Annotated in this window: 15 protein-coding genes and 1 pseudogene; 8 read left to right on the forward strand and 8 right to left on the reverse strand. The window is 57.4% G+C overall.

What is annotated here, in order from left to right:
• Positions 1–175: 175 nt before the first annotated feature.
• The 3 genes from KP808_RS16165 to KP808_RS16175 all read left to right on the forward strand — a co-directional run bounded on the left by KP808_RS16165 (position 176) and on the right by KP808_RS16175 (position 3,187).
• On the forward strand, positions 176–805 hold the full coding sequence (locus KP808_RS16165) for a TetR/AcrR family transcriptional regulator (protein ID WP_058400958.1): 630 nt from the start codon (positions 176–178) through the stop codon (positions 803–805).
• A gap of 247 nt (positions 806–1,052) precedes the next feature.
• Positions 1,053–2,618, forward strand: a complete 1,566-nt coding sequence (locus KP808_RS16170) for a methyl-accepting chemotaxis protein (RefSeq protein ID WP_407692685.1) — start codon at positions 1,053–1,055, stop codon at positions 2,616–2,618.
• Between the two features lie 140 nt (positions 2,619–2,758).
• Positions 2,759–3,187, forward strand: coding sequence for a nuclear transport factor 2 family protein (locus KP808_RS16175; RefSeq protein WP_058400981.1), 429 nt, complete (start codon positions 2,759–2,761; stop codon positions 3,185–3,187).
• A gap of 27 nt (positions 3,188–3,214) precedes the next feature.
• Here the strand turns inward: KP808_RS16175 and KP808_RS16180 are convergent, their stop codons facing one another.
• The 4 genes and pseudogenes from KP808_RS16180 to KP808_RS16190 form a co-directional block, all read right to left on the reverse strand.
• Positions 3,215–4,096, reverse strand: coding sequence for a CAP domain-containing protein (locus KP808_RS16180; protein WP_230016482.1), 882 nt, complete (start codon positions 4,094–4,096; stop codon positions 3,215–3,217).
• A gap of 138 nt (positions 4,097–4,234) precedes the next feature.
• Positions 4,235–5,098 carry a methyl-accepting chemotaxis protein gene (locus tag KP808_RS26225; RefSeq protein WP_404944481.1) on the reverse strand — a complete coding sequence of 288 codons (864 nt, stop codon included), beginning with the start codon at positions 5,096–5,098 and terminating at the stop codon, positions 4,235–4,237.
• 42 nt (positions 5,099–5,140) lie between these two features.
• Positions 5,141–5,944: pseudogene (locus KP808_RS26230) on the reverse strand (MCP four helix bundle domain-containing protein); the annotation flags it as partial.
• Positions 5,945–6,058: 114 nt separating this feature from the next.
• Positions 6,059–6,784 carry a GNAT family N-acetyltransferase gene (locus KP808_RS16190; RefSeq protein ID WP_230016484.1) on the reverse strand — a complete coding sequence of 242 codons (726 nt, stop codon included), beginning with the start codon at positions 6,782–6,784 and terminating at the stop codon, positions 6,059–6,061.
• Between the two features lie 568 nt (positions 6,785–7,352).
• Between KP808_RS16190 and katB the strand changes: the two genes are divergently transcribed.
• Positions 7,353–8,858: a catalase KatB gene (gene katB, locus KP808_RS16195; protein WP_058400953.1), complete on the forward strand. Its 1,506-nt coding sequence runs from the start codon at positions 7,353–7,355 to the stop codon at positions 8,856–8,858.
• 61 nt (positions 8,859–8,919) lie between these two features.
• Complete coding sequence (locus KP808_RS16200; protein WP_058400952.1) at positions 8,920–9,480, forward strand: ankyrin repeat domain-containing protein; 561 nt, start codon at positions 8,920–8,922, stop codon at positions 9,478–9,480.
• An 11-nt stretch (positions 9,481–9,491) separates the two neighbouring features.
• On the opposite strand, the gene KP808_RS16205 is transcribed toward KP808_RS16200, so the two are convergent.
• The 3 genes from KP808_RS16205 to KP808_RS16215 form a co-directional block, all read right to left on the reverse strand.
• Positions 9,492–11,585, reverse strand: a complete 2,094-nt coding sequence (locus KP808_RS16205) for a hybrid sensor histidine kinase/response regulator (protein ID WP_058400951.1) — start codon at positions 11,583–11,585, stop codon at positions 9,492–9,494.
• Between the two features lie 207 nt (positions 11,586–11,792).
• Positions 11,793–12,011 carry a DUF6434 domain-containing protein gene (locus KP808_RS16210; protein ID WP_058400950.1) on the reverse strand — a complete coding sequence of 73 codons (219 nt, stop codon included), beginning with the start codon at positions 12,009–12,011 and terminating at the stop codon, positions 11,793–11,795.
• 97 nt (positions 12,012–12,108) lie between these two features.
• Positions 12,109–12,993, reverse strand: coding sequence for a LysR family transcriptional regulator (locus KP808_RS16215; RefSeq protein ID WP_054996450.1), 885 nt, complete (start codon positions 12,991–12,993; stop codon positions 12,109–12,111).
• A gap of 99 nt (positions 12,994–13,092) precedes the next feature.
• Between KP808_RS16215 and KP808_RS16220 the strand changes: the two genes are divergently transcribed.
• Both KP808_RS16220 and KP808_RS16225 read left to right on the forward strand, forming a co-directional pair.
• On the forward strand, positions 13,093–13,575 hold the full coding sequence (locus KP808_RS16220) for a multidrug/biocide efflux PACE transporter (protein ID WP_230016485.1): 483 nt from the start codon (positions 13,093–13,095) through the stop codon (positions 13,573–13,575).
• A gap of 128 nt (positions 13,576–13,703) precedes the next feature.
• Positions 13,704–14,537, forward strand: a complete 834-nt coding sequence (locus KP808_RS16225) for a PhzF family phenazine biosynthesis protein (protein WP_230016486.1) — start codon at positions 13,704–13,706, stop codon at positions 14,535–14,537.
• A 6-nt stretch (positions 14,538–14,543) separates the two neighbouring features.
• Here the strand turns inward: KP808_RS16225 and KP808_RS16230 are convergent, their stop codons facing one another.
• Entirely contained in the window at positions 14,544–15,695 is a 1,152-nt protein-coding gene (locus KP808_RS16230; RefSeq protein ID WP_230016487.1) for an MFS transporter, read from the reverse strand.
• 845 nt (positions 15,696–16,540) lie between these two features.
• Here KP808_RS16230 and KP808_RS16235 point away from each other — a divergent pair.
• Positions 16,541–17,560: a Gfo/Idh/MocA family protein gene (locus KP808_RS16235; protein ID WP_058400946.1), complete on the forward strand. Its 1,020-nt coding sequence runs from the start codon at positions 16,541–16,543 to the stop codon at positions 17,558–17,560.
• Positions 17,561–17,593: the final 33 nt, after the last annotated feature.

Raw genomic sequence — 17,593 nt, forward strand, 5'->3', positions numbered from 1 at the left:
TCCAGCCATCGGATTTGCAAAATATAGAGCGCCTCGATCCGTCGGCATTTATCTGCGCTGTCTTTTCCAGTAAGCTCCTTGGAACCGGCTGAAATCGTACCGAACGGTTCAGTTCCAGTCTAGAGAATTTTGCATTTACTGTACTACCCGGTTCACTAAGGGATTGAGGATATAAATGAAGGTGCGTACTGAAGCACGCCGCGAAGCCATCATCGATGCCGCAGCAAGCGTCTTCCTTGAAATGGGCTACGAACGTGCGTCGATGAATGAAGTCACCAAACGGATGGGCGGCTCCAAAGCAACGATCTACAGTTACTTCCCCTCCAAGGAGGAACTGTTCATCGCCGTGGTCAACAGGGTTGCAACCGCTCATCTTGCCGAGGCCGTTTCAGAACTGGCGATCTCTGTCGACAAGGACCCCGATACAGAATTAGACCTGCGAACGTTGTTCACGCGCTTCGGCGAGCGAATGCTCATGGTACTCATCAATGATGACAGCGCGTTGGCGGTGTACCGCATGGTAGTAGCCGAATCCGGGCACTCCGACATCGGTACTATGTTCTATGACTCAGGCCCCAGGGAGTTCCTGCAGACAGTGACGACGCTGATGAATGCGGCCATGCAACGTGGCCAGCTACGTACCACTGACCCACATATCGCAGCGCTGCAACTCACCTCGCTGCTGACCGCGGAAACCGACATTCGCCTTTATCAGCAAGCACCCGCACGCTTGAGCGTCGAGCAGATTCAGAGCATGGTCAAACGAGCAGTCGATACCTTCATGCTGGGCATGGAAAAGCGCTGATTCACCGGGCTGCGGCAGGCAGCCTTTTTAAATGCTGTTTAAAATGTAAAACCGCCGGTGCACGACATGTTTGCTTACGATTTATCCGGATAACCTGATCCAGACCTTGATTCCAGATTCGTGCCGCACGTAAAGAAATCCCGAAGGCAGGCGATAGCCTATTGCCCACTTCGGAGAAGTAATAATGATCCTGCGAAAACTCAATCTTGCACCGCGTTCGGCTTTATGTTTCGGTATTTTCTGCCTGATGATCGTTGCACTGGGCCTGCTGGCCCTGCGTCAGGCAGCACTTCTCAACACTGCAGAAAAATTCATCGAAACCAACGTGCTGCCCAGCGTAAAACTGCTCGGTTCCCTGGACAGGGAGTTTGTGAGCATCAGGGGCAACAATGCCCGACTTCGTAACCCCCTTGAGCCGCAGGATCGCAGGACCAAGGCACTTAGCGACATTCAACAATCCCGCTCATTGATCGCCAGTCTTTCGGACTCCCTCAGCAAACTGATCGTTACCCCTCAAGGGCGTCAGACGTTCGACGAGCTGGTCAAAGCCAATGTCGACTATCAAAAAGCCCAGGATCGCTACCTGGCCGCTGTTGCAGCGGGCGATCTGGAAGGGGCAGTTGCCATTTCCAATGGCGACATGAAAAGTGCGGCGGATCAGGTCGAAAACACGCAGAAAAAACTCATCGGCATCAACGACAGCAAAGCGCAAAAAGCGGGTGATCAAGCCGAATCTGCTTATCAGCAAACCTTGTGGATGGTGAGTATTTTCATCGCGGTCGGCGTGATTGCTACCCTTCTGCTGGCCTGGATGTATACCCGCAGCCTGACCCAGCCAATCGGTGAGTCGCTGAACATTGCGCAACGCATCGCGGCCAATGACCTGAGCAAAGACATTCCGCAAGACGGCAGTGATGAAGCGGCCAGACTGATCGCCGCACTGGCGTTGATGCAATCCAACCTGCGCAGTGCCCTGACCCTGATCGGCGACTCTTCCACCCAACTGGCCGCCACTTCCGAAGAAATGCACGCTGTCACCGAAGATGCGTCGCGCACCATTCAGCGCCAGAGCAACGAGATCGAGATGGCAGCTACGGCCGTCAACCAGATGAGCGCGGCGGTAGAGGAAGTCGCCAGCAACGCTGCATCAGCATCGGAAGTGACGTCTCAATCGAGCACCGCAGCCATGGCCGGACGTGCGCAGGTCGATGAGACGGTCACGGCGATCAACCTGATGGTCTCCAAAGTGCAGATCACCTCAACCGAGGTGCAGGGCCTGGCGGTCATGGCAACGGACATCAGCAAGGTGCTGGATGTGATCCGCGCCATCGCCGAACAAACCAACCTGCTGGCACTCAACGCTGCGATCGAGGCAGCCCGTGCAGGCGAAGCCGGGCGAGGTTTTGCCGTGGTCGCGGACGAGGTACGGGCATTGGCGCACCGTACCCAGCAATCGACCCGCGAAATCGAACAGATGGTCGGCTCGATCCAGACCGGCACCGGTAACGCTGTTACATCCATGGAGCAGACCAGCGTTCAGGCACACAAGACTCTGGAGATGGCCAATGGTGCCGGCAAGGCGCTGCTCGAAATTACCGAATCCATCAGCCAGATCAACGAACGCAATCTGATGATCGCTACCGCTGCCGAAGAGCAGGCCCAGGTCGCTCGTGAGGTCGACAGGAGCCTGGTCAGCATTCGTGACCTGTCCAGTCAGACCTCCGAGGGTTCCAATCAGACCGCCATCGCCACTGCCGAGTTGTCGACGCTGGCGTCAGGCCTGAACCGTCTCACCAAACAGTTCCGCGTTTAAGCGCTATCGCCGGGAAGCGCGCTTCCCGGCATCTCCCCTTGTCGAATGGCCTGCCCTGATCTAAGTTGTACGACGACAGATGAATTAGTCATCTGCGCGGGCTTCGCTCACATTCAATAATGACAAGAAAAGGGATGAACATGAAAAAGCTGACACTGCTAATGGCGTTTCTGTGCCTGTTTACCGGTTACGCCGCAGCGGCAACTTCAGACGAGACTGATGTTGCCGAGGCGGTAGACAAGCTCACGCAAGCCATGTGGCACAAGGACATAAAGCAACTCAATGCGCTGACCGCCGACAACCTCACGTATGGACACTCCAGCGGCAACATTCAGGACAAGAAAGCGTTCATCGCAGACATCGAAACCGGCAAGAGCGCCTTTAACGACCTGAAGATGCTCAATCAGAAAATCATCCTTTCCGGCGACACCGCTCTGGTGCGCAATCATTTCTCGGCACAGGCAGTGAACAGCGGCAAGGTTGTGCCGACCGAAATCGAGAACTTCCAGATCTGGCAAAAGCAGAACGGCCAATGGCTGCTCATCGGCCGTCAGGCATTCCGCTTTTAACGCATCGGTTCAAGGCCGCGGCAGGCGCTACTGCTGCGTGCCGAACATAGCCGTCCAGTAAATCCCTGCGTCACTTTTCGGGTCCATCGCGTAGGCTGCTCCCAGCTCGCGGAAATCAGGGCTCATCAGGTTGGCGCAGTGGCCCGGGCTCAACAGCCAGCCGTCCACTACTTTGCGCGCACTGTCCTGGCCTGCGGCAATGTTCTCACCGACCTGCAGGCCTATATAGCCAGCAAGCTCGGCCCGATCGCCAGGCGTGCGGCCGTCGCGATCCTTGTGGTCAAAGAAGTTCTGATTGGCCATTGCCTGCGAATGACGTTGTGCGGCAGTGCCCAGAACGAGGTTCCAGACCAGTGGCGTGGTAGCAGCGAAGGATTGCGTACCGCACTGGCGCGCCTGGGTACGGGCGTTATTGACCATTTCCAGAATCTTTTGCCCTTCTGCCTGCCAATCGCCAAGACGCGAAGCCACCAGCGAGCGTGCCAGGACAATGCGCCAGTCTCGCCCTTGCCGGCTAACCCCGATGTCGACGAATTGCGGGTCCAGCACTACCCGGCAAAAACTCTCCAGCACCGCTTTAAGTGCCGAGTCAGCGTCATTGGGGCCGGACAGACTGATCGCTTGCACGGTAACCATTGGATAGGAGGCACGCGTCAGCGCCTGTTGCAGATCCAGATTGCCACTGGCGGGCAGCACCAGACGTGCATCGCTGGTCAGTGGCGGCAGTTCCATGGATACCTGCTCGCCACAGCGTTGTGCCTGACCGCGATAGGCGTTGATGGATTCGACCAGTTGCGTTTCATCGCTGGCCAGCGCAGCACTGGAAAAGATTCCAGAGCACAGCAGCGCCATAAATGATAACCATACTCTCGGGAGCGACAGGCGCAGGGTGTTGAAAATGACAGGCATGAAAAGTCTCTCTCGGGCTGAGTCCGCCTATGATGCGCGAAATGACCCGGTCGGGCGCAACGCCTTTTTCATGCCAGTGCGGAATTTAGCCACCGAAAAGGCAAAGACGTGCGCCAGACAGTACCGTGTTGAAACAACTCAAAGCTTGAAGTTGGCGACCAGCGAATTGAACGAGGTGGCCAGTCGCGACAGTTCCTGGCTCGAAGCGCTGGTCTGGTTGGCACCTGCGGCGCTCTGGGTCGAAAGGTCCTGAATGTTGATCAGGTTGCGGTCCACCTCGCGGGCGACCTGGGCCTGCTCTTCGGAAGCGGAAGCAATGACCAGGTTGCGCTCGTTGATGGTCGCCACACCCAGGGTGATTTTTTCCAGCGCGGCACCGGCACGCAGCGCCAGCTCCTGAGTATCGGTGGCCAGTGACAGGCTCTTGCCCATCGCCGCAACAGCGCCATCGGCCCCGGACTGCACGGTGCTGATCATGCCTTCGATTTCCACTGTCGAGGCCTGGGTACGGTGCGCCAGGGCACGAACCTCATCAGCCACCACCGCAAAACCACGACCCTGTTCGCCGGCACGCGCGGCTTCGATGGCGGCATTCAAGGCCAGCAGGTTGGTCTGTTCGGCAATACTGCGAATAACATCCAGCACCTTGCTGATTTCCCGCACGTGCCCGGCCAGTTCTGATACAGCGCCAGTGGACTCGGTAATCTCGTGCACCATGGTGGTGATGCCCTTGACCGTGTGATCCACCTGACCACGACCATCGACTGCATCATCGGTTGCAGCCTTCGACGCTTCGGACGTCGACACGGCATTACGCGCCACTTCTTCAACCGCAGCAGTCATCTGATTCACAGCAGTCGCAGCCTGCTGGATTTCGTCGTTCTGGCGAGTCAGTCCGCGGGTGCTTTCATCGGTAACCGCACTCAATTCTTCGGCAGCAGAGGCTAACTGGTCCGAAGCACTGGCAATTTGTTGAATGGTATTTTTCAGACCGGTCTGCATGTCGGACAGCGCGTCCAGCAGCTGCCCAGCCTCATCGCCACGGTCAGAAACAATCGGCTGGGTCAGGTCGCCACCGGCAATGCGCTGAGCACTTGCCACCGCTACCGCCAACGGCCGGGTAATCATGCGGGTGATCGACAGTCCCAGCATGATTGCTACCAGGAAGGCGATGACTACGCCGATTTCCAGCATCATCACCGAAGAGTTCCGCAGATCGGCAGCCGCCGTAGCACCCTCTTTGATCTGACGGTTGTTGGAGTCGATTATAGTGCGCATATAGCTACGCAACTTGGTAAAGCTTTCCGAGGACAGCGTGTTCAGTCGGGTGCGGGCAGCGTCGTTATCACCGGCCCTTATCAGGTCGACGATCTGCTGGGCTCCGGCAACGTAGCCGGGCATCATCAGCTCAAACTGGTCACCGGCGGCACGCTCGTCATCTTCCAGAGGCGTTGCACGGTAAGTCGCAAACACTTTCTGCGCGCGAGCCAGATCTTCGCTCAACGCCTGACGAACACGTTCCCTGTCGGCTTCAGGGACACCGCCATCCTGCGCATCCAGCAAACGGTACAGTCCACGGTTGTGTGCGGTGAGGCTGGTCAGCGTTTCATTGGTGTTGCTGACAGAAACAAGGTTGTTGGAAAAAGTAAGCTCAAGCGCGTTGCCCAAGCGGGTAACCCCGACCATGCCCAGGCCACCAACGGCCAGTGTGATCAGAGCACAGAAAATGAATGCCGAAAGAAGCTTGGTCGAAAACTTGGACTGACGCAGGAAATTCATGGGGCTTACCTGTTGCTGAATGAGGGGCGACATCCGTGCCTGAGAGTGACCAAATAGTCGTGATGTCATAATGACTTCACTCCATTTGGATCGTTCCAACGCACTCCCCACTTTTTGATAGATAGCGCTTGTGCAACTACTTCCGTCTATCAATACAGGTCTGCCTGCGCCACACGCTGGCTGTCAGTGCAGCCTTGACGCTTGCGCAACACCTTCCGGCACGCCAGGGTTTTCAAGACGCTGCTCGGCGAACGCCCTGGCATCCCGGGTCATGCGGTCGAGATGGCGGTCACGCTGCTTCTCTGCATCGAGCATCGCGCTCTTGCCGTGCTGTTTGAGCAGGTACGCATGAATCTGACGCACCTCCACCGAGCTGTAGACCGGAGCGATGTCCATGACCGCAAGCAGGCCGTCCGTTCCGTGATCCAGGGTATTCATGATGACCTGCGGGCCGCGCGCGCCCAGGACCTGGAAGCCCATCGCCTCGAAATACGCCACCTTGCCCACTACGCAATACAGTTCTGCGTGCGGGTAGCGACCGACCATTTTATTCAGCATCGAGCGTGCAATGCCCTGGCGACGATGGCTTTCGCGCACCGCCATATAGGCCACGGCACAAGCCTGTGGATCATCCTGCACAGGCAGGTACAGTAAAAACCCCAATACGGTTTCCGGGTCCTCATCGTCCAGCGCGACGATCAGTTCGACCGCCAGGTTTTGTGAGCCGTCCATGGCATTCAGGTAGAGATGCACCTCATACCCCACGCCATACTGATAAAGGTTGTACAGCGGATTGCTCGGCGAAATGGCTACCATGCTGATGTCGGTCACGTAGTCCACGACCATCTGCTGGATCTGGCTACGGATGAACTCCGGTGGCGGGGTTTGTAGCAACATGATGGTGGGCATGAGACGAGGGGCTCCATTAAACGCGGCGTGGCTGCACAAGGTGTGGCCACATGATAGCGCGTCAACGCTTTCAAAACCGATAATGTCACTTTGCCGCAGGATAACTTAGTTGTAACTTATACGACGACCTCAGAAGACAATATCAAAAAGCCAGCAATCTTGAATGTCACATTATTTAGTTGCACGATCGTTCCACAATGGGGCGCAAGCACTGTATTAATGAAGAGCTTTCAAAATGATAATGATTACTATTAACCCCGAATGGCGTGATTAAACGTGCCTTTTATTAATACCAACATTTAATAAAAATTCTTTTATTTTCATAATGATACATAAATAAAACCATGATTTTTTATACGTTCACCTGTAGCCCGTTTTCCTCATACCCAAGGAAATTATTCAACTAATTGTGAAAGTTTTTTACTCGGTTCCTTTCCCCTCTCAGTATTTATCTTAATCACCCCGATATATTTTTATAATCACCGCCCTGCCCTCACGCGCCTAAGATTAACCGGCCTACTAAAAATATGAGGGATTCAAAATGCCGTTATTAAACTGGTCCAGACACATGGTGTGTTTGACTGCAGTCGGTCTCGTTACGGTTCCGACCGCCTATGCAGCAGACACCCTGACTCGCGACAATGGTGCCGTCGTCGGCGACAATCAGAACTCTCAGACTGCAGGCGCCCAAGGGCCTGTCCTGCTGCAAGATGTGCAGCTGTTGCAAAAGCTGCAGCGCTTTGATCGCGAGCGTATCCCGGAGCGCGTGGTCCATGCCCGCGGCACGGGCGTCAAAGGTGAGTTCACCGCATCGGCCGATATCAGCGATCTGAGCAAGGCCACGGTGTTCAAATCGGGCGAAAAAACCCCGGTCTTCGTGCGCTTTTCCTCCGTTGTCCATGGCAACCACTCGCCTGAAACCCTGCGCGACCCACACGGCTTCGCCACCAAGTTCTACACGGCAGACGGTAACTGGGACCTGGTAGGCAACAACTTTCCGACCTTCTTCATCCGTGACGCCATCAAGTTCCCGGACATGGTCCACGCCTTCAAACCTGACCCGCGTACAAACCTGGACAACGATTCGCGTCGCTTTGACTTCTTCTCGCATGTTCCGGAAGCCACACGTACGCTGACCCTGCTGTACTCAAATGAGGGTACGCCTGCAGGCTATCGCTTCATGGACGGCAACGGCGTACACGCCTACAAACTGGTGAATGCCAAAGGCGAAGTGCACTACGTCAAGTTCCACTGGAAAAGCCTGCAAGGCATCAAGAACCTCGATCCGAAAGAAGTCGCTCAGGTCCAGTCCAAGGACTACAGCCATCTGACCAACGATCTGGTCGGTGCCATCAAAAAAGGCGACTTCCCGAAATGGGACTTGTACGTTCAGGTCCTGAAGCCTGAAGAGCTGTCGAAATTCGACTTCGACCCACTGGACGCCACCAAGATCTGGCCTGACGTCCCTGAGAAGAAAATCGGTCAGATGGTCTTGAACAAGAACGTCGACAACTTCTTCCAGGAAACCGAACAGGTCGCCATGGCCCCGGCTAACCTGGTTCCTGGTATCGAGCCTTCCGAGGACCGTCTGCTGCAAGGCCGTGTGTTCTCCTACGCCGACACCCAGATGTATCGCCTGGGCGCGAATGGTCTGAGCCTGCCGGTCAACCAGCCCAAGGTTGCGGTGAACAACGGTAATCAGGACGGTGCTCTGAATACCGGTCACACCACCAGCGGCGTCAACTATGAGCCGAGCCGTCTGGAGCCACGTCCAGCCGACGAAAAAGCGCGCTACAGCGAACTGCCGATCAGCGGCACCACCCAGCAGGCGAAGATTACGCGTGAGCAGAACTTCAAGCAGGCGGGTGATCTGTATCGCTCCTACAGCCCTAAAGAGAAGACCGACCTGGTACAGAGCTTTGGTGAATCGCTGGCTGACACCGACACCGAAAGCAAGAACATCATGCTGTCGTTCCTGTACAAGGCAGATCCGGACTATGGCACTCGGGTAACCGAAGTCGCCAAGGGCGATCTGAGCAAGGTCAAGTCGCTGGCTGCAAGCCTCAAAGACTGATGATCTGATGTCCCGCCCTGGCGTTTCCGACGCCGGGGCGGTTCCAGCCAGGAGAACGCCTGTGAAAAATCTGATCTATGCCTTGCTGCTGTTTGCTGCAGCCGCAAACGCAACACCACCTGCCCCGGCAGCCGCCCCCGAACTGACCGCTGAACAGACCGCCAGCCAGCTGCGCACGCTGTTTTTCGACGCGTCCCGTGAAGGCAACAACCCGATGCTGGACACCTTCATCGAAGCCCATTACGACCTCAACGTGCGTGACGAACAAGGTTATACCGGCCTTATTCTGGCGGCCTATCACGGCCATGAAGACTCTGTGGAACGCCTGATCAATGCCGGTGCAGACCCTTGCGCCAAGGACAATCGCGGCAACACCGCACTGATGGGAGCGATTTTCAAGGGTGAACTGAGCATCGCCAAGCGCCTGGTTCAGGCCGATTGCGGCCCAAACCTGACCAACAATGCCGGGCAGACGGCGGCCATGTACGCGGCGCTGTTCAAACGCACTGAAGTGCTCAAGGCGTTGACCGACCAAGGCGCCGACCTGACCATCCGTGACAGCATGGGCAACGACGTGCAGGGCTTGTCGAAAGGCGAATTCCAGACGCTGCCTGCCCGCTGACGGTTTTGGGCTTAATCCTTGCGCTCGATCATTTCGTAGATGCGGCTGGCGAACGCGTCCATGGTGAACGGCTTGGTGAGCACCCACATCCCCGGATCCAGATGGCCGTTACCAATGATGGCGTTCTCTGCGTAACCGGTGATGAACAGCACTTTAAGGTCTGGTCGAATGATGCGCGCGGCATCCGCCAGTTGCCGACCGTTCATGCCGCCAGGCAACCCGACGTCGGTCACCAGCAGGTCGATACGCATATCGGACTCCAGCATCTTCAGCGCAGACGCGCCCTCGCCCGCCTCGATCGGGATATACCCCTGATCCTCCAGCACTTCGGCCACCAGCATGCGGATGGTCGGCTCATCGTCGACAATCATCACCGTACGCTCGGTCTGCGCAGGCGCCGATTCGCAAGTCTCGACAGCCTCGACTTCTTCCGGGACCCCAAGGTAATGACGCGGCAGGTACAGGCACATGGTCGTGCCCTGCTCGGGCTCAGAGTAGATACGCACCTGCCCACCGGACTGGCGCACAAAACCGTACACCATCGACAATCCCAGACCCGTGCCCTGCCCGAGTGGCTTGGTGGTGAAAAACGGGTCGAACGCGCGGTTGATAACCTCAGGCGACATGCCGGTACCGGTGTCACTGACACACAGCGACAGGTATTGCCCCGGTGTCAGCTCCCGGCTCTGGGAGCCGCGCTCGTCAATCCACCGGTTGGCGGTTTCGATGGTGATTCGCCCGCCTCGCGGCATGGCATCCCTGGCATTGATACACAGGTTCAACAGCGCGTTTTCCAGTTGCGGCGCGTCAATGAACGTCGACCACAACCCGACCGAGGTCACGACTTCCAGCGTGATGTGAGGTCCGACCGTACGTCGAATCAGCTCTTCCATCCCGATCACCAGCCGGTTGATATCGACCGGCTTGGGGTCCAGCGTCTGTCGACGTGAAAACGCCAGCAGGCGGTGAGTCAGCGAAGCAGCACGCTTGGATGCATCCTGCGCAGCCCCTATATAGCGATCTATTTCAGTGAAACGGCCCTGGCTCATGCGCGTCTTGAGCAGTTCCAGCGAGCCGGTGATACCGGTCAGCAGGTTGTTGAAATCGTGGGCGATACCGCCAGTCAACTGACCAACCGCTTCCATCTTCTGCGACTGACGCAAGGCGTCCTCAGCCTGAGCCAGGCGTTCCTGCTCGCGCAACCGTTCGCTGACGTCGTAGGCAAACAGATACGCGCCAATGGCCTGGCCTTGTGCATCGCGCAGCGTGCTGTAGCGCATTTCGAAGTGGCTGGCCGGATCCTTCGAATCGCTGAAGCTGACGCTTTCGGCAAACTCCTCGCCTGCCAACGCCCGCGTCCAGCGCTGTTTAAGGCCCGCTTTGCTCTGCGGACAATCGTCCAGCAGGTCGAGCATATTGTCGCCTACCTGAGGACGGACGCCAAAAAGACGCTCGAACTCGCGTAGCGCTGAGCCATTGATGGCCATCCAGCGGTAATTGGCGTCGATGACATGGATGAATGCATTGGTGCCATTGACGACATCGGCGAGCACATTGCGCTCGGCGACGGCCTCGACAATACGAGCCTCAAGCGTTTCATTCATCTGCTGTAACGCCAGCTCTGCGCGCTTGCGTTCGGTGATGTCTTGAAACAACACCGCTACCTGCTTGCGGCTGGCCGGCTCGATGCGGAACGCGGTCAGTGCCAGGTAGCGTCCGGTCGCCACCAGCTCGCGCTCGAAGCGGACCGGCTCACCGGTGCGCAATACCTTGCCGTAGAACTCGACCCAGCCATCCGCCTCTTCGCGAACCATCTCGCGCAGCTTCTTGCCCACCACATTGGGAATGCCGGCGTGATACTCGTAAGCCGGGTTGGCTTCAATATGAATGTAATCGCTCAACGGGCCGTGCGGGCCGTCAAAGAACTCGATGATGCAAAAGCCTTCATCCATCGCGTTGAACAGAAAACGATAACGCTCCTGAGAGTGCGCCAGAGCGTTTTCGGCCTCCTGACCACTGACGCTCAGGCGCTCTTTAAGCGAGGCGTTTTCCTGCTCCAGAGCCGATAATCGGCTCTGGAGATGTTGTAGATCTGTCGGGGTCACGGCGGAGGCACCTGCGGTGTTGGTTACGCCGCGTTCCCTTCAGGCAGGGCGGCACGAGCACGCTACGAGAAAAAACGCTCAGTTGCAAAAATAATGGCATTTTGCATTCGAAAATCGATGATTTTCGAAAGTCAGGGCGGTATGTGCTTCTCGATACAGCCAGAGCGAGCCCGGGCGGGCAGCCCTCCAACAGCACACGACGTCAGCTCATTCCGATCCTGCTGTTCGCAGACGCAACCATTCATCCACGACCTGGCCCATGTTTTTAGGCTCGCCATTAGTGATCCACGCCATGAATGGCCGGTTGAACCTGAACGACGGCCCGCATTGTCCGGTCATGAAGCGCCTCACGTTCTGCGTATTTCGGTAGCGGTCGTCCACCGGGGTATCACGTGTAACAGGATCGGAGTGCCAGTCGAATGTCATGCGTTACCCTGCCCGACAGTGTTGAAAGTCTGTGCTTTATAGCTGGAAATCAGCAAGCCCCGCGACTGCTGACTGCCGGTTATGAGAGCCGATCCGTTTACTCTCCGGCAAACGGCACAAGCGACTCCAGCAGCCATGCACCTGCTGGCCCCAGGCTGCGCTGGAATGACCAGATGACATCGACCGCCGAGCGACGCGGCCAGCCCGAGACCTTCAGCTCTTTGAGCAGCCCGCCCGAATAGCGCGACACCAGCCAGCGCGGCAACGCCGACCAGCCAAAACCGAAGGCAGCCATGTCCATCAACAGCAGGTAATTGGGCGCTGACCAATGACGATGGCCGCTGGTGGGCAGGTCGTCGGTGGGGATGCTGTGCTCGACCAGCGTGTTGAGGCGCAATGCGCGGTAACCTGCCAGTTGCTGATAATCGACCCGTTCCAGCGCGGCGAGTGGATGTTTATGCGAGACGAACAGACCGAAATCGGCACTTTCGTCGATGGTCGCGTGACCGATCTCCGGTGGGTAGCTGGCTTGCGCCGACAGCAGCCCCAATGATGCCCTGCCCGACTGCACCAGGCTGATGGCATCACCGTGCTCGGCGAATACGCATTCCATCTCCAGCTCCGGAAAGCGCTGATCCAGCTCGGTCATCAGCCGCTCGAAATCGGCGAACTGGTTGGCGTCCGACAGCACCAGCGTCAGCCTTGGCTCGACGCCTGCCGCAAGCCGTGCAGCGGCGCGGCGCAGTCGGTCCGAGGCGCACAACAGGTCATCGACACGGCCGAGCATGACCCTCCCGGCTTCGGTCAGAACCGGCTGCCTGGAAGAGCGATCGAACAGCTCCAGCCCAAGATCGATCTCCAGGCGGGCGATTGCTTCACTGATCGTCGACTGACTCTTGCCCAGACGGCGTGCAGCCGCACTGAACGAACCCAGCGCGGCAATCTGGGCGAAGGCTTCCAGGGCTTCCGGCGAATAACTCATGACACTCTCTTATCGGCTTTACCGATGGTATTGATTTTCAGGTTAACGCAAACACCGATAATAATGCTGCCACCCACGAGCACAAAGGACAGTCTTATCATGAGCAACAGCCCAAAACACGCCAGCCAGCACGCATCCGTAGCGTCCAAAACCCTGCGTGAAAGGGCGCTGCACGCCAGCCTGTTCGAGATCGGCGGCGTGATTCTGGTCGCGCCGCTGCTGGCCTGGCTCATGAACCATTCGCTGGCAATGATGGGGGCCATGACAGTGATGATCTCCACCATCGCCATGCTCTGGAACATGCTCTACAACGCCCTGTTCGACAGGCTGCGCAACAGGTACGGGTTTGCCATGAGCCTGACCACTCGCGTGCTGCACGCAACAGGTTTCGAAGCCGGACTGATTCTGGCCGTCGTGCCACTGGCCGCATGGTGGCTGACGATCAGCCTGATGGAAGCATTCTGGCTGGATATCGGCCTGCTGCTGATGTTTCTGCCTTACACCATGCTGTTCAACTGGGCCTATGACGCACTGCGTGAACGTGTAGTGCAGCGGCGTATGGCAAGGTGTGAGGTGCTTTGAGAGAAGACGTCTGCGCAGGCGCTCAGGCATCAGCCATATAGATGCACTGCATCAGTTCTTCTCACTGGATTATCAAATCAGCCCCGTTGCACACTGTCGCCCACTGACCACGGCAAGGACACCCTTCAATGACAACTGAAATACTCAAACTGGCGGCATTCAGCGATGGCGATCGCGGTGGAAACCCGGCAGGCGTGTGGATTGGCGATGCGTTGCCCGATGACGTCGTCATGCAGCAGCTTGCCGCCGAGGTCGGCTTTTCCGAAACCGTGTTTGCCGCTCCCGTGGAAGGTTGCTGGCGGGTGCGTTATTTCTCGCCGCTGGCAGAGGTCCCGTTCTGCGGACACGCGACCATCGCTTTGGGCGCAGCGCTGGCGGCACGGCAAGGCGACGGCGTGTTCAACCTGATACTCAATCAGGCGCAGATCACTGTCGAGGGCCATGCGCAAGGCTCTCTGACTTCGGCAGCGTTGCAATCGCCACCGACCTTCAGCAAGCCGATCGGTGCGCAGTTGCTGGAAGAAGCCCTGGCGCTATTCGGCTATACGCACAGCGATCTGGATGAACGCATCAAGCCAGCGCACATCAACGGCGGTGCCGGGCACCTGGTGCTGGCGCTGCACAACCGGGCGCAGCTCAAGGCCATGCACTATGACCAGCAGGCCGGTCGGGAGCTGATGGTACGCGAAGGCTGGGCGACTATTTTGCTGGTATGGGCCGAAACCGAACAGCTGTTCCACACTCGCAACCCGTTTGCCTTCGGTGGCGTCTATGAAGACCCGGCTACCGGTGCGGCCACGGCTGCCCTGGGGGGTTATCTGCGCGATACAGGCTGGCCGCACGGTGGCCTGATAGACATCATTCAGGGCGAGGACATGGGCAGCCCGTCACGACTGCGCGCGGAAATCCCCGAGCAGCCCGGGAGTTCGATCCGGGTGTCGGGGATGGCGCGCACGTTGTAGTCAGAATCAGGTCCTGAGTTTGCTGCCGCCTATTGCCACGCCCAGCAACATCACGGCAACGATCATGAACGCCAGCTCAAGGCTGCTGACATGGGCGATGAAACCGATTGCCGCAGGACCAATCAGAATCCCGGCGTAACCGACCGTGGTGATCGCCGGGATCGCCACGCTTTCCGGCATGGTCTTCTGCCGACCGACCGCGCTGTAGCAGACCGGTACGATGTTCGAGCACCCTGCCCCCACCAATGCGTAACCCAGCAACGCCGCCTGCCAGACCGGAATCAGCGTGGCAACCGCCAGGCCACCCGCAGCGCACAAGCCGCCCAGAATGATGACCCGGTTGGAGCCGACCCGCCGCACAATGGCGTCGCCAGACAGCCGCCCCAGCGTCATGGTCACCGCAAAGACTGCGTAGCCAAGCCCGGCGTAGGACGCTTCGACGCCGCGCAATGACGTCAGGAACACCGCGCTCCAGTCCAGCATTGCACCTTCGGCCAGGAAGACGGTGAAGCACAGCAGACCGATGAACAGCACCACGCCACGCGGGATCGCAAAGGCAGGTCCGTCGGACGGGCTGCCATAAGGCAACAGGTTCGGAGCGGCCTTGGCCAGCGCCATCAAGGTCAGCATCACCACGACGAGCATCGACTGGAAAGGTGAAATATCCAGGCTGAGCAGACCGGCTACACCGGCAGCGCCGACGATACCGCCAAGGCTGAACAGGCCATGGAACCCCGACATCATGGTCTTGCCGCTGGCACGCTCGACAATCACAGCCTGAACGTTGGCCGTGCAATCCAAACCCCCCATGCTCGCGCCAAACAGAAACAGCGTGGCGATGAGTAGCGGCAGACTGGATATCGTCGCCAATAGCGGTAAACACAGACAGATCAATACCGTCGAGCAGACCAACAACCGCCGGCAGCCAAACCGCGCAGCCAGCGCACCGGCCAACGGCATCGAGAGAATCGAGCCTACGCCGAGGCACAGCAACAAAAGCCCGAGCGTGCCCTCATCAAGGCCCATCCGCTGTTTGACGTAAGGCACCAGTGGCGCCCAGGACGCCACACTGAAACCGGCAATGAAAAACGCTATACGCGTTGAGGATTGTTCCGCCCGAGCCTTGGCATCCTGGGCTGCGGTGCTGAAAGAGGTCATGCATGCTCCTTTTTGGAATCGGATTGCACCGAGTCGACAACCCGGCATTTCAAAAACTGATTAGTTAAACAAACATATGTCAGGCGCTCACCTCGAGCAGGTTCCAAAACGCTTTTGAACATGAATAATTCCATTAACCAAAGAAGGCATAAAGCCAGTATTTGAAAAAAAGAATCTGGAAAAGTCCTTTAATATCAAAAGCATTGCTAAATGTTTCATAAAACTTAATACCAAAGCATAATCTGCATAACATTTCCTTATGTGTTTTCGGTCTATGGCCGCTGGTTGCTATGCACAAATGGCTGGGGTAGATTCATTTCCGCACTAGGTTAGTGCAACTAACTGTTGAGATGTTCCCTGCAGGATCACTCAGCGGCCATGGAAGAATCGGATGTTCAAGGAGGATTCAATAGATGAATACTTGCCCGAACGAAAGCTGTCACTCCCCGCTCGCTGCCCCGCATGAGCACTGCGCACGTGTACTGATCCTCCCTGGAATCAGTCAGAACAACAAAAGCTCCCGGCGTTCCGGTTTCTTGAACCCCCTCGATTTTCATGTCCATACCCTGACAGGCAGCCAGCACAGTGGTTTGTCCAGAATACCCCGGACTCCCCACGGCCCTGACCTGATGACGCCCGTCACAGGCCTGTCTGCAACAAGCGATGGCAGCCTTCGCTACCAGACTGACCCCACACCTTAGGGCATCACTGCCCGGCTCTACCGACTCAAGACGAACATCGAACTCATTCGGTTTGCCCTGCGGGTAATCCGTCACGGGATTCGTGTACGCGCTCACCCTTGTTTTCCAATGAACTACATCTGACTTTTCAAGACGGAGATGATTATGACTGGACTCAAAGTTGGCATCGTTGGTCTCGGCGCACAGATGCAGGAAAATCTGCTGCCCACGCTTTTGCAAATGCCGGACATTCGTATTGTGGCGGTCTGCGACAGTGATCGCAGTCGAGCCGAGCAGATCAATCGTTTCGTATCGAACGTGATGATCACGGACAATTTCGACGACATGCTCGCAGAAGCCGGACTCGATGCCGTTGTCATGGCCTGCCCGCCGCAGGCTCATCGCGATCTTGCGTTCAAGGCGATGGCCAAAGGCGTGCATGTTTTTGTCGAGAAGCCGCCCTGCTTCACCCTTGCCGAGCTGGAAGAGCTGATCGATGCAAGTCGCCGCGCGAAAGTGATCACCGGCGTCGGCATGAACTTCAAATTTGCCAAGCCCATGCGCCAGTTGCGCCAGATGACCAGTGCCGAGCAATTCGGCCAGATCGTGCATATCCAGCTCAACCACTACGCCAGCAAGCCCACATCGCCACTCTGGGGCCTCGATTCGACATTGAGGTCTTTCCTGCTCGCCCAGGCCATTCATACGATCGACCTGGGCGTCACGTTCGGCGGCGGCGAGCTGCGTGATATCGAATCCCGAGTGCAGCGTCATGGCGATTCGTTGCTGGTCAGTCTGGAGCTGCAATTCACCACGGGTGCCAGTGTCAGCCTGCTCAGCGGCACCATGTTCCCCTACTTCGAATTCGACATGAAGATCGTCAGTTCGAACTCGATGATGGTCGAGCTCAATAACCTGTGGAACATCACCATGCACGAGCCGGAACACGGCACCAGCGCTACCGGTCCGGGCAAACGCTGGAGAGGCGCATGGCAGCCGGGGCCTCTTGATTCCGGGTATGAGCGCAGCGGCTACTTCGGCGAGCTGGAACAGTTTTTCCATTCCGTTCGTACCAACACCGCCTATGAAGCGAGCTTCGAAAGCCTGCGACCGACCTACCAGGTCATCGAGAGCATTTGTAATGCAGACGCCATGGCTCGACCAGACCTTGCTCTGAGTGCCTGACCCTCTACGCCAACCCAATGCCTGTTTTCGGAG

It is taken from the genome of Pseudomonas savastanoi (assembly GCF_020917325.1).
GTDB classification, from domain to species: domain Bacteria; phylum Pseudomonadota; class Gammaproteobacteria; order Pseudomonadales; family Pseudomonadaceae; genus Aquipseudomonas; species Aquipseudomonas amygdali.

Coding starts and splice junctions, on each gene's coding strand:
- KP808_RS16165 (WP_058400958.1), top strand. CDS start 176: ATGAAGGTGCGTACTGAAGCACGCCGCGAAGCCATCATCGATGCCGCA.
- KP808_RS16170 (WP_407692685.1), top strand. CDS start 1,053: ATGATCGTTGCACTGGGCCTGCTGGCCCTGCGTCAGGCAGCACTTCTC.
- KP808_RS16175 (WP_058400981.1), top strand. CDS start 2,759: ATGAAAAAGCTGACACTGCTAATGGCGTTTCTGTGCCTGTTTACCGGT.
- KP808_RS16180 (WP_230016482.1), bottom strand. CDS start 4,096: ATGCCTGTCATTTTCAACACCCTGCGCCTGTCGCTCCCGAGAGTATGG.
- KP808_RS26225 (WP_404944481.1), bottom strand. CDS start 5,098: ATGCAGACCGGTCTGAAAAATACCATTCAACAAATTGCCAGTGCTTCG.
- KP808_RS16190 (WP_230016484.1), bottom strand. CDS start 6,784: ATGCCCACCATCATGTTGCTACAAACCCCGCCACCGGAGTTCATCCGT.
- katB (WP_058400953.1), top strand. CDS start 7,353: ATGGTGTGTTTGACTGCAGTCGGTCTCGTTACGGTTCCGACCGCCTAT.
- KP808_RS16210 (WP_058400950.1), bottom strand. CDS start 12,011: ATGACATTCGACTGGCACTCCGATCCTGTTACACGTGATACCCCGGTG.
- KP808_RS16215 (WP_054996450.1), bottom strand. CDS start 12,993: ATGAGTTATTCGCCGGAAGCCCTGGAAGCCTTCGCCCAGATTGCCGCG.
- KP808_RS16220 (WP_230016485.1), top strand. CDS start 13,093: ATGAGCAACAGCCCAAAACACGCCAGCCAGCACGCATCCGTAGCGTCC.
- KP808_RS16225 (WP_230016486.1), top strand. CDS start 13,704: ATGACAACTGAAATACTCAAACTGGCGGCATTCAGCGATGGCGATCGC.
- KP808_RS16230 (WP_230016487.1), bottom strand. CDS start 15,695: ATGACCTCTTTCAGCACCGCAGCCCAGGATGCCAAGGCTCGGGCGGAA.
- KP808_RS16235 (WP_058400946.1), top strand. CDS start 16,541: ATGACTGGACTCAAAGTTGGCATCGTTGGTCTCGGCGCACAGATGCAG.